Annotated in this window: 11 protein-coding genes; 2 read left to right on the forward strand and 9 right to left on the reverse strand. The window is 45.2% G+C overall.

The annotated features are described in order from the left end of the window. Nucleotides 1-37: 37 nt before the first annotated feature. The 7 genes from MTO98_RS22015 to MTO98_RS22045 form a co-directional block, all read right to left on the reverse strand. Nucleotides 38-1,180: a VWA domain-containing protein gene (locus MTO98_RS22015; protein WP_243481135.1), complete on the reverse strand. Its 1,143-nt coding sequence runs from the start codon at nucleotides 1,178-1,180 to the stop codon at nucleotides 38-40. Beyond that, nucleotides 1,170-3,434 (reverse strand): DUF5682 family protein, encoded by a 2,265-nt coding sequence (locus tag MTO98_RS22020; protein WP_243481136.1) that lies wholly within the window; start codon nucleotides 3,432-3,434, stop codon nucleotides 1,170-1,172. Before MTO98_RS22020 ends, MTO98_RS22015 begins: the two co-directional genes overlap by 11 nt. Nucleotides 3,435-3,452: 18 nt before the next feature. Further along, nucleotides 3,453-4,529, reverse strand: a complete 1,077-nt coding sequence (locus MTO98_RS22025) for an AAA family ATPase (protein WP_243481137.1) — start codon at nucleotides 4,527-4,529, stop codon at nucleotides 3,453-3,455. A 10-nt stretch (nucleotides 4,530-4,539) separates the two neighbouring features. After that, complete coding sequence (locus tag MTO98_RS22030; protein WP_243481138.1) at nucleotides 4,540-6,021, reverse strand: DUF5691 domain-containing protein; 1,482 nt, start codon at nucleotides 6,019-6,021, stop codon at nucleotides 4,540-4,542. After that, nucleotides 6,021-7,343 carry an SWIM zinc finger domain-containing protein gene (locus tag MTO98_RS22035; RefSeq protein ID WP_243481139.1) on the reverse strand — a complete coding sequence of 441 codons (1,323 nt, stop codon included), beginning with the start codon at nucleotides 7,341-7,343 and terminating at the stop codon, nucleotides 6,021-6,023. Before MTO98_RS22035 ends, MTO98_RS22030 begins: the two co-directional genes overlap by 1 nt. Nucleotides 7,344-7,504: 161 nt before the next feature. Further along, on the reverse strand, nucleotides 7,505-8,041 hold the full coding sequence (locus MTO98_RS22040; protein ID WP_243481140.1) for a hypothetical protein: 537 nt from the start codon (nucleotides 8,039-8,041) through the stop codon (nucleotides 7,505-7,507). Nucleotides 8,042-8,183: 142 nt separating this feature from the next. Beyond that, nucleotides 8,184-9,227: an NAD(P)-dependent alcohol dehydrogenase gene (locus MTO98_RS22045; RefSeq protein WP_243481141.1), complete on the reverse strand. Its 1,044-nt coding sequence runs from the start codon at nucleotides 9,225-9,227 to the stop codon at nucleotides 8,184-8,186. 187 nt (nucleotides 9,228-9,414) lie between these two features. Between MTO98_RS22045 and MTO98_RS22050 the strand changes: the two genes are divergently transcribed. After that, entirely contained in the window at nucleotides 9,415-10,206 is a 792-nt protein-coding gene (locus MTO98_RS22050) for a carbon-nitrogen hydrolase family protein (RefSeq protein WP_243481142.1), read from the forward strand. A 106-nt stretch (nucleotides 10,207-10,312) separates the two neighbouring features. Beyond that, nucleotides 10,313-11,077: an SDR family NAD(P)-dependent oxidoreductase gene (locus MTO98_RS22055; RefSeq protein ID WP_243481143.1), complete on the forward strand. Its 765-nt coding sequence runs from the start codon at nucleotides 10,313-10,315 to the stop codon at nucleotides 11,075-11,077. 101 nt (nucleotides 11,078-11,178) lie between these two features. Here MTO98_RS22055 and MTO98_RS22060 read toward each other — a convergent pair whose 3' ends face one another. Both MTO98_RS22060 and MTO98_RS22065 read right to left on the reverse strand, forming a co-directional pair. Then, nucleotides 11,179-11,880 (reverse strand): hypothetical protein, encoded by a 702-nt coding sequence (locus tag MTO98_RS22060; RefSeq protein ID WP_243481144.1) that lies wholly within the window; start codon nucleotides 11,878-11,880, stop codon nucleotides 11,179-11,181. A gap of 1 nt (nucleotide 11,881) precedes the next feature. Then, complete coding sequence (locus tag MTO98_RS22065; protein WP_243481145.1) at nucleotides 11,882-12,406, reverse strand: hypothetical protein; 525 nt, start codon at nucleotides 12,404-12,406, stop codon at nucleotides 11,882-11,884. Nucleotide 12,407: the final 1 nt, after the last annotated feature.

Raw genomic sequence — 12,407 nt, forward strand, 5'->3', positions numbered from 1 at the left:
GAATCGGTAATTTGTATCGATAAGCTGGCCTTCTTACTTACTTTTTCAAAACAAGATCTTCCTTAGCCGCCCAAAGGCCCACGTCTTGCTTAGTAAGCGCCGCAGCCATAAGATCAGGAAACTTATCTGGGGTACAGGCAAAAACCGGCACGCCCATATCTGCCAAAAACTGGGCATTCCGATGATCATACGATGGCGAACCATCATCGTTCAGAGCCAACAGTACTATCAATTGCACACCTGCCGCAACCAGTTCAACAGCACGGCGGCGCATTTCGGTTACGTTACCACCTTCGTAAAGATCGGTGATGAGCACCAATACAGTATCAGTAGGCCGTGTAGCTATTTGCTGGCAATAGGTTAATGCCGCATTGATATCGGTGCCACCACCCAACTGCACGCCAAACAATAATTCAACCGGGTCGGTTAGTTCTTCAGTCAGATCCGCAACGGCTGTATCAAATACCACCATTTTAGTTTTGATGGCAGGGATAGATGCCATAACACTCCCAAAAATACCCGAATAAACCACCGACGAGCCCATGGAGCCGCTTTGATCCAAACACAGGATAACATCTTTTAACGAAGATCGTTTACGCCCATAGCCGATCCTTGTTTCGGGGATAATAGTTTGGTATTCGGGTTGATAATGTTTAAGGTTTTTGAGGATAGTTGCCCCCCAGTTTATTTCGTTATGGCGTGGCCTTGTGTTACGGATGCTACGGCTTAAGCTACCGGTAATGGCTTGCCGGGTAGGCTCTGCGAGTTTTTTGATCAGCTGATCAACCACCTTGCGTACTACCTGCCTGGCCGTATCCTTTGTTTTATCAGGAATAACGCGGCTCAGGGTCATTAACGTTGCCACCAGGTGAACATCGGGCTCAACGTTTTCCAGCATCTCCTTTTCAAACAACATCTGGGTTAGGTTAAGCCTTTTTAAGGCATCCTGCTGCATTACCTGCACCACGCTTGAAGGAAAAAACGTTCGGATATCGCCCAGCCAGCGGCTTACATTTGGCGATGAAGCACCAAGGCTGCCGGTGCGATCATTATCATACAATGCTTCAAGTGTACGGTCAACTTTCAGGTCTGCTTCATCAAGGCTAAATTCGGTGCCTTCATTTTGGTTGCCGCCCAGTATTAACCGCCATTTTCGCAGGTGTTCCGGTTCAATTTCCATTTGTTTCGATTGTATTTATGGTTAAACCCAATAATTGCATGATAACCGGTAGTCCTTGTTTGGCCCGCTCAGGGTCAAAATTTGCGCTGATGTTGGTATGCTGATGCCCCGTTCCTCCGCCCGAACGGGCCTTTTCGCCAAGCTTTCGTCTTTCGGGATTGGTAAAGTTGGCAAACGTACGGCGCAGTAAGGGTAACACCTGCATAAAAATATCATCGGCGAGGCCGGCTACCCAGTTGTCTATCACCTGCCAAAGGTCCTGATCAAGCAGCAGCAAGGTACCACTACCCTTCAAAAAGCCTTCGAGCCAGGCCGCGGCAATAACCGGTGCAGTAGCCGACGACATAGCGAAACTGAAATATTGCATCAGTTGATCGCCCTCCAGTTGCCTGGCATCGTGCAGCAAGCGGGTGCTGTACCCGCCAATCACCGGTGAGGTGCTTTTATTGGCTGCTATGGTTATTAATGTTTGCTGCCACATGGTAGTGATCTCCGCATCCTGCAAAAGATTAATACCGTCGTTCAATTTAAAAAACAGCTCCAGCAGTTTTTGTGAGGCATCTTCATCAATGGCTATGCAGGCATTTGGTAAACTGATACAAACCCGGGTAATAATGCTGTTGATAATGCTGAGCACCAGCTCGGCATCTGTTTTACGCACGTTACCATACCTCGCCACGGTTATCAAACCCGGTATCACCTCCATCAGTTCAATAACATCGGCAGATGCAGCAGCTAAATTATTAAGCCGGCTGATCAATGTCTCAATAGCGCCGGGCAGTTCGGCGGGGATAGTTTTTTCAAGCAGATCGCCTATCGCTTTCAGTTCTTTGGCTTCCGTTGCCTGGCTAATTACGCTGCTGGCGGCCGCCTCGGCTACTGTATTGCCTAAATTGCCGCGCTCAACAATCTCAACCGAATAACCGGGATCCCATTGCAACCGCCATTGTTCTTTAAACGTTCCCTTACCTGTAGTATATTGCTGCCTGCCCCAGTTGATGCCCAGCAATTGCAGGCGGTGCAGGAAAATGCTCCTGTCCAGGTCAGTATCTTTCCTAAGATCGAGCGTGTAATCTTTATAATCGGCCGTGGCGGGCAGTCTTAGCTTTTTTTGTTGTTTTTCAATATCGAGCTGTAGCGGCGGTTTGGGAATTTCAACAGGCACCTCCCCTATCTGGTGACCAACTATCAGTTCATCCTGTACCAGCTTCAGCAAAATACTTTCGCCATTACAAAGCACACTCAGCGTTGCCTCGTTTAGCTCTTCCAAACCTACTTTGGGCAATCCGCGTAATGATGCCAGTGCACCAGCCAGCCTTACCGCTTCAATGATATGGGCAACAGAAGTATCCACCTGCTGCTTGCGGAACAATTGCGCTACATTGGCCATCCATAAAGTACCATCATCATGCGGGTGGTGCCAAATATGGTTGTACCAGCCCGGCGAGTTGATCCCCGCACCATACCCGCTATAAAAACTCAACCGGCTAAATGTCCAGGGGATCCAGGTGCATTCCGTTTTTACTTTGGGTAGGCCTTTTAACAACTCGTTATCATCCTTTTGCGATGATTTGCCTTGCAACGCAGGTGCATGCCACGCACCGCAGATCACCGCTATGGTGTGAAACATTTCCTTTTCGGCCTGGCGGATGGTGCGGCGCATATAGGCCTCGCGCATCTGTTCAAGCTTTTTATCTTTTTGGGGAAGGCTCTCGCGTAGCGCCTGCATAGCTTCGGCTACGGCATCGAAAACCTCATCGTTATTGTTGCGGTATTCAAAAGTATGCTCCCACCATTTTTCATCATCGGCAAAACCGGCAGCATCAGAGAGATAACTTATCGGGCTTTTGTATAGTTGCTCAAGGCTTTGCCCCTCGTTATTGATATGATCGTTATCTGGTTCATCTTCCTGCTTAATAACCTTATGCTCCCTTTCAACCTGCATTTGGTTACCGGCAGGCAGATCCATAAAACGCACATGGATGTTTTGCCTGCGGGCATAAAGGATGGCCTGCCATTCGGGCGAGAAATCAGCAAAAGGATAAAACACCGAGCGTTGCGGATCATCGGGCTGATAGCAAAGCAAAGCTACAGGCGGCTTCAACCCTTCGTTGCTTACCCACTGTAGCATGGCATCAGCCTCCGGCGGACCTTCAACCAAAACAATATCGGGCTTAACCGTTTCCAGGAAAGCTTTCACATTACGCGCCGAACCCGGCCCGTGATGCCTTATGCCTAAAATATGTACTGCCATTGGCTTAAGGTTGTTTGATTATAGATCGCGGCAGGCGCGGTAAATGTCGGCCCAATCGGTACGGGTTTTTACTACAGTTTCCAGATATTCCTGCCAAACCAATTTATCCTGTACCGGATCCTTAATTACCGAACCAATGATCCCCGCAGCAAGGTCAGCCGCTTTTAACTGTCCGTCTCCAAAATAGGCAGCCATGGATAAACCACTGTTCACAACCGAAATAGCTTCAGCAGTACTTAAGGTACCCGATGGAACTTTGATCTTTGTTTTGCCATCCAATGTAACACCTGCACGGAGCTCGCGGAAAATAGTCACTATCCTGCGGATCTCCTGCAATGCGGGTGGCTCGGCAGGCAGTTCCATTACTTTTTCAAAGCTCTCCACGCGACGGCGAACGATATCGATCTCTTCTTCAACCGAGTCGGGCAGGGGTAGTATCACTGTATTGAAACGACGTTTTAGCGCGCTTGATAATTCATTTACGCCTTTATCGCGGTTATTAGCCGTAGCTATGATATTAAAACCTTTAACCGCTTGTACTTCGATATTCAGTTCCGGCACAGGCAGCATTTTTTCGGAAAGGATGGTGATCAGCGTATCCTGCACATCCGCACCGATCCGGGTAAGTTCCTCCAGCCTTACAATCTTACCATCTTTCATGCCGCGCATTACCGGTGTTTCCACCAGTGCATCGGGCGATGGGCCTTGTGCTATTAAACGGGCATAGTTCCAACCATAACGAATTGCTTCTTCGCTGGTACCTGCCGTACCCTGGATGATCATGGTTGAATCGCCGCTTACAGCCGCTGCCAAATGTTCACTTACCCAGCTTTTTGCAGTGCCCGGTAAACCGTATAAAAGCAAGGCCCTATCTGTAGTAAGTGTAGCTACTGCTATTTCCATTAGCCTGCGGTTACCTATATATTTTGGCGAAACCTCAAAACCGTTTTTCAGCTTACCGCCCATCAGGTAGGTTACTACCGATTGAGGGGAAAGCACCCAGTTGGCAGGGCGCTTATCGCCGTCCTGCTTTTTTAGTTCTTCCAGTTCGTGTGCAAATAATTGCTCTGCATGTTGCCGTAATATCTGTGACATGTTAAAGTTTTTATGCGTTAAAGGCTTTAAGCGTTTGCTGTTTTAAGCTGAGTAAATTGATCAGGTGATTTCGGGTTTTATCCCATGTTGGCTGAAGATTAACCTGCTGCGATGTTATATTTTCGATATGGTTTAAAGCCCCAACGGGGATCAGGCCGATATATCTTGTAAAAAAACCCCGATTGTATTCGTAAGGCCAGTTAGCCATTTTGAGCAACGCTGCAATGGCAAACTCTGTACCCCATTCAGCATTGATGCGAATAGCATGAGCAATTGTATTTTGAGGATCGTTGCTCAGTGCTTTTAGCAAGTATTTTTCCTGCTCACGGCCGCTCAACATCTCTACAAAATCGGGATAGAACATACTTTGGCCCAGGAAAAATGGCACCCAGTTTTTTTGCCCGAACTTTGCGACCGCGTTTGCCAAAGCCGGTACCATAGCAGGTGCATACTTTTCAAAATACTCAACTACCTGCACAGGCGTTGCCTCAAACCGCTTTTCCCAAAACGCGGGCGGTACGCTGCTGATAAGCTGATAGATAACATAATTTTCGTCTGTAACCGTACTTTTTGGCCCTGATAGTTTTTCGATACCTGATTTGTAGATACTTTCATCAACAACCGGAGGCAGTTTTAGCTGGATGGAAGTTTTGGTAGTTAAACCAAGCAAGGCTTTTTCTTTTTTTAGTGATACCGACTGCTGCAACAGCTCTTCATATTGTTTAATAACCGATGAACCAGGAATGCTTTTAAGCAGCGCTAAAGCTTCGTCTTTAATCTTTTGTCCTTTTTCATTTAATAAGCCCTCCAACCATGGCAAATCATCGGGATTACTATTAACCTTCATCGCCTTAAGCAGTTCTAATTTACCTGCTGCATTTTCCTGCTCCCAGGTTTGCTGTAACCATTTCAATGCCTCGGCTGACTCATTCAGTCTTAAACGCTTCAATATTTCTGTACGCTGGGCAGGAGTTCCTGTTTGCCACAACTCCTCATCAGGCACAGTGGTAAACCAGTTCCATACCGGGTTCATTTTACTGAGCCAAACTCCCCTGTTACCACCGCAGTCAATAACAATATTGCGTAATGAAACATCTTTCTGAGCTTTTTCAAGTACTGCAGGCAAGGCTTCTGGTAACAATAAATACCCGGCCTTGCTGCATTGGTTTAACCAAAGCTGTAATAACTGATCGCTCTCCTCATCCAATATGGTGTTCAAAACCCCCGCTGCTTCTGCTGAGCAATAAGGCTTTGTTTCTTCGGCAGCCTTATTATCCGGCAAATCATTTTTCTGAAAGGGAACGAAGCCCGACTGCCTGTAATTGTAGATCACGGTTGCTTTTTGCAAATACCGTTCTTCCTTATCTAATGTAGCTAAGGCATCTATCGCGTTAGCAATTACTGCTACCTCTTCCGGCAGATCAGCAATAGCCGGAGTAGGTTTATCGGTGCCCAGCATGGCGGTATTTATGATACTTTCCCAGGCCCTCATCAGATACTTTTATAATTATTTTGACGCCACACACCAAGCGGGCGATATTCATTTTCTTTACCAATTACGGTCAGGGTTACCGGGTTGCCGCCGCTTACAGCTACGAGCTGCCAGATGTTGGCGTAAGCAGCTGATATTTTGCAGAGATAACCTTCACTATCCTGCAGCCACCATTGTTTTTGATAGTAAACAGGTTTTAACGATGCAACCACAACCGGCATTTCATTCCGGAAAGGTAAACGGCTATTTAATACGGTTTCATATCCGGCTACTTGTTGCCAGCCTGTAAATGTTTTTACAGTAGCAGTATCTGTTTGCTTTATTATGTTGTAATCTTTCACTATGGCGCGATACGGCAATGCCGATGGAAAATACACCAGCGTTGCATCCAGATACATCCCCGGCGAAAAATTAAGCAGCGGGAATTGTCCTTTAACGGTAAACTGAAGCACCAGGGCATAACTATTGGTCTTTAAACCGTAAAGCCAATTTTGCTCAATGGTTAACTGCTGCTCGTCCCGGGCTTCCTTACCAATTACCATCCAGGTATCCCTTACTCCTGTTTGTGCCCTCAGTTCATCCTGATTGGTGGTAAAACCTATTGTAGTACGCAAGTCATGCTGTAAATCGGGACCTACATTTTGGATGTTATTGTATCCCTCTGCAACCAAATATAACTGGAGTAGCTTATCCATAAAACCACTTTGCCAGCCCTCATTCCAGAAATTGGTGGCAGCAAGATTCCTGACCATACCTGCCAACCCTGATGCCTGCGCATCAACCATGCGGCGGGCCATGTTATCCCAGTAAGCAGGCGTTTTTTCGGGAATGGTTAAGATACCACCGCGTACAATATCCTTGATCCAAACCACCAGTTCGGTTATCCCGGCACTTACTTTTTGTTCACGCGCCTGCTGACGTTTAGCCTGTGCATTTTCGTCTACAGGTTTTTCAGCTGTTTTTTCAACCTTCTTTTCTTCTTTTTCGGCACGCTTATTTATCCAGTCGCTAACCCAGGCCGGCATAGCCGATGTGGAAAATAAACCGGGCTGCCGGGCACATAAAAGCATGAGCCCTAAACCATGTTTACAAGGAAACTTACGACTGGGGCATGAACATTTAAAAGCGATAGCACTAAGATCAACCTGCGTTTGGTAAGGTTTGCTGCCGCTGCCCTGGCATTCGCCCCAAAGGGCCTGCTCATTGATACCCTTACTTACCCATTTGGCCGGATTAGCCAAATCACGACCTGCTTTTTTTGAAGCTTCATCGGGGGCGAGGGCGTATATCTGATCTTCCGTTAGCTGCAAAACTTGTGACATGTAATATAAAAACGGATTAGGTTTCTCAACCCTAAAATCAGGATAAAATAATTACGCGTCAAGCCGGAAAGCAAATAAAAACCCTCCTCCGGCAAAAGCCGAAAGAGGGTCAGTCAACCTAACATAACCTGGTGAGCTGGGCCTGTTAGTTAATAGTTAAATTATAAAGCAAATCCGTAAGCTAAACGCAGGCCAAGCATACCGAAATGGTCTTGATTAGCCCCGGAAAAATTTTCGTAACGGAAACTTACGTCCCAGTTCTTGTTAGCCCAACCTATACCAGGCGAAAGATCAAGCCTGTGCGGCCCCCAGCCTTCTTCCAGTTTTTCGTAGGCTATACCAACCTCGCCGGCAACGTATACACTTGGTATAAAAAATTCCTTAAAACCAAACTTGATAGGAATTTCGCCGAAGCTACCATAGCGTTTATCTGTTCCGGGGATTTTTTTAGGGAAGAAATGGTAACCGCCCATAGTATAGGTAAGCGCAAAACTATCGCTTATACCATATTGCAAACGGGCTGTACCACCTAATGTAAAGGTACTGCCTAAACGTGCAGGGCCGGTGGGTACGCCTGTTTCAATTCCTAAACCTAAACGGAACGCATTTGCAGGAGTGGTTTGCGCTTTTACCGTATTTGTAAAAAACAGGGCTCCTATCACAAGGGCTGCTGCTGTTAACTTTGATAGTAATTTCATGTAGTGATATTTTGTGTACATAATGATTACTATCATTTTAAGACAGGCGTTGCCTCCAACTGAAGATTTTTTATAGCAGCAATGATTATAATTAAAAAGGCCATGCTTTCGCACGGCCTTTTCTTAACAAATAATACCTTACCTACAAAGTAGCCATATCAATTACAAACCGGTAACGCACATCGCCTTTTTCCATCCGGTCATAAGCGGTGTGGATATCCTTGATATCAATCATTTCAATGTCCGAAACAATATTATTTTCGGCACAGAAATCAAGCATTTCCTGGGTTTCTTTAATACCGCCAATTCCTGATCCGGCTAAGCTTTTACGGCCGCCCAGCAAACTAAAAGCAGCAATCTCGGCTGGTTTTGGTGGTACGCCAACGCAAATATGAACACCATCGGTACGTAATAAAGACAGGTACATGTTAAAATCATGCTCGGCCGATACCGTATCTAAAATAAAGTCGAACGAATTTTTAGCCGCTTCAACCTGTTTAGGATCTGTAGTAACCACAAAATGGTGAGCACCTAATTTTTTGGCGTCTTCTTCTTTTTTGGGTGATGTACTTAATACGGTAACATCGGCACCAAAGGCTACCCCAAATTTAACCGCCATGTGTCCTAAACCGCCTAAGCCAAGCACAGCCAGTTTATGGCCTTTGCCTACTTTCCAATGCCTTAACGGCGAGTACGTGGTGATACCGGCGCACAACAATGGCGCAACTGCTGCCAAATCAACACCTTCTTTAAGCTGCAGTACAAAATCCTTATTAACAACAATGGTGTTTGAATAACCGCCGTAAGTAGGGGTTTTATGATCCTGCTCAAGACCATTATAGGTTTGTGAGCTGCCATTGAGGCAATATTGTTCCAGGTCGCGTTTACAATTTTCACATACACGGCATGAATCAACCATACAACCGGTAGCAGCTAAATCGCCAACTTTAAAGCTTGTTACATTTTCGCCAACTTTAACTACACGGCCAACAATTTCGTGGCCCGGAACCATTGGGAAAATACCCGGGAACCAGTCGTTTTTTATCTGGTGCAAATCTGAGTGGCAAACGCCGCAATACAATATATCAAACTGCACATCATTTGGGCCAACTTCGCGCCTTTCAAAAGTCCATGGTGCAAGCGGCGTGTTTTCATCTTGCGCGGCATACGCTTTTGTTTCAATCATAGTAGTAAATGTTAAGTAGTGTGAATGATGATTTATGAATCAAGGAGAGGATCTCCATAACAAATGTACAAGGATATTTTTATAAATATTAGCCCGCTGTGGCGTTGAAATAAAAAAGTGACACTTGAGCGGAATGTTAACCACAGGTAAATGCAAATATTTATTTTAGCATATAGATTAACACCGCATGAAAATAGCGATAGCCACTCCCCCTTTTCCAAAATCAATTAACGATGGTTTACTGCAGGCCCGGAAATTCATTAAGGATGCTGCAGCGCAACAGGCAGCTATTATTTGCTTCCCCGAATCATATATACCAGGATATCCGGGCATGGTTACCGCCCCGGAGCCCATATCAAACGTGACACTGCAATCGGCTTTGGATGAAGTAAGCAAGATGGCTGCCGAAAACAACATTGCGGTGATCATGCCTATGGATTGGTATGGGGAAGACGGTCTGTTAAACCTCGCGCACGTAATATCCAATACCGGCGAGGTGCTTGGATACCAAACTAAAAACCAATTGGACCCATCAGAAGATGCGATGTGGGTGGCGGGTACGCAAAGAAGTATCTTTGAGGTTAATGGTTTAAAATTTGGCATTAGTATCTGCCATGAAGGTTTCCGCTATCCAGAATCGGTAAGATGGGCAGCGCGTAACGGTGCTCACATTGTTTTTCACCCGCATTTCTCGGGCAGCAATACAGACGGTGTGCTACTTACCGAATGGGGCAGTATGGCAAACCCTTATTATGAAAAGGCCATGATGATGCGCGCTTTGGAAAACACTATCTATTTTGCCAGTTCAAATTACGGCTCACTTTACCCCGAATCGGCGAGTTCTGTTATTGCGCCCGACGGCACGTGCTTGGCATACCAGGCTTATGGAACAACGGGCATAATTATAGCTGATATTGATTTAGAAAAAGCTACCGGCTATCTGGCCAAAAGGTTTAAACCGCAATTGTACGATTATTAAATTCACCCGTTTTTTAACCATTATTTGAATTTTGTAAATAATGGATTGATTTATTCAAACACTTCGATTCCAATCCGTTTTACTTTTGTATCATAAACAAAAGAAAATGGAAGACAGAAATAAAATTGCGGTAATAACCGGCGGCAGCCGTGGTTTAGGCAGAGACATGGCCTTGAGGCTTGCCGAAAAAGGAATAGACGTTATCATAACTTACAATACCAATGCAGAAGAAGCAGCAAAGGTTGTTAATCAGGTAGAACAAAATGGTGTAAAGGCAGCAGCACTACAATTAAATACTGGGATAATTAAAAGCTTTGATGCGTTTACTGAAAAACTTGGAGAAGTTTTGACAGATAAATTCGATACCGATCATATTGATTTTTTAGTTAACAATGCAGGACAGGGCGGCTACAGTGCCATAAGCGATGTTACTGAGGAGTTTTTTGATGACCTGCTGAATGTACACTTTAAAGGGGTTTACTTTTTAAGCCAAAAGCTTATACCACTCATGGCCGACGGCGGCGGTATTGTGAATATATCATCGGGATTGACACGCGTATCAGTTCCACGTTCTTCGGCCTATGCTTCAATGAAAGGCGCAGTTGAAATTTTTACCCGCTACCTGGCTAAAGAACTTGGAGTACGAGGTATTCGTGCAAACGTGGTTGCCCCTGGTGCTATCATGACCGATTTTGGCGGTGGTCATTTGCGCAACAGCGAAGAAACGCAAAAGATGGTTAGCAGCGTAACGGCATTAGGCCGGCCAGGTGTTGCCGAGGATATCGGCGGTGTTGTAGCCTTTCTTTGCACTGAGGATGCCCGCTGGGTTAATGGTCAGCGGATAGAAGCCTCGGGCGGAATGGCCATTTAATCAAAATCAGCCTGATAAAGAGAGTATCCCATCAATTACCGGGAGATACTCTCTTTACAAATCCCCCATAATTACAGGCCTTTAAATCAGGTATTCCTAAATCACCATAACATTTCCAATATCACAATCACCGCATTATTACTTAGCGCTTCCAAATCCGCTTCATCCAATTGCCATAGCGCCAAGCCATCACGCTCATGCATTAACCGGCCCTGCAGTTCAAAAGCTCCTGCGAGCACAAATGCATAAAATAACGAGTTTTTATTTTGAACCCGATAAAGAGCATCTGCCCTTCCGCCAAATAGCCCAAAGTGCAGTCGAAAGGGATATCTGCCGCTGTATGGAACCAGATCAATCAATTCATTTTGCCTGCCCGTAAAATCAAACTTAAAAATCTCATCGTACGGTACACTGACGTCGCCATTTTCTTTTAGCTGTATATAAACGTAATTGATCCAGTCGCTTTTATAAAGATTAATCAGTTTAAGCGCCTCACCGGCAACTGCATAACCTACAAATACTTCTCCGGCATCAATCAGTCTCGTATCTCCGTTTGGTCGTTTTAGCAATACTTCTCCGGTTACCGGCATTAAAACAAACCAGCATGAGCTTTTAATAATAACACTGGTTGAACTGCCGCCTGCCAGCATTTCATCATTCCAAACCTCCAGCCTGCCAAAGGGCTTACGATGTTCATTAAAATAGTCGCCGTAGTTAAAACTGCTGAAACGCCGCAGGACTTGCGTTTTCGTAAAACCCCGTTGGTCGGCCAAATGTATTTGCCCCTGCAAAATCTTTTCCATTTTAATTGAAATATTGTAATGAACTAATATTTACGTAAGGCTGTAACTGCATAAGATTGACAGGTATACTGTTATTTTCGGCATGTAATTGATTTTCGGTAAAATGAGCAGAAATCAGCAAATAATTGTCTATCGTATCATGCCAAATCAACGGATTGGAATAAAAGTTAATGGCAACCTGGTGTTTACCCCTATCATTAATATCTGAATTGATAAGCTCAAATTGAAACTTACAAAATGTAAGAAACCTCCGGCCAACATTATTTAAAATATCGGGCATAACGTTGTCAAGCTGCTGAATATATCCTGTAACCGATGGCGTAATCATGCCGGTTAAACGGTGGGCATTGGGCACATTCCTTGTTAATTCGGCATAAGAGGTAAATACTGTTCCCTGGTTTAAATTCTGGGCCTGAATTTTAAACTCCAGGTAAGTACTTTCAAACACCAGCTTATCCCACTGTTTAACCGATCTGTTATCGATGATCTTACGGTAACACAAAACTATCACACGCTTTTGCATCATG

Source organism: Mucilaginibacter sp. SMC90 (assembly GCF_022811725.1).
GTDB lineage: Bacteria > Bacteroidota > Bacteroidia > Sphingobacteriales > Sphingobacteriaceae > Mucilaginibacter.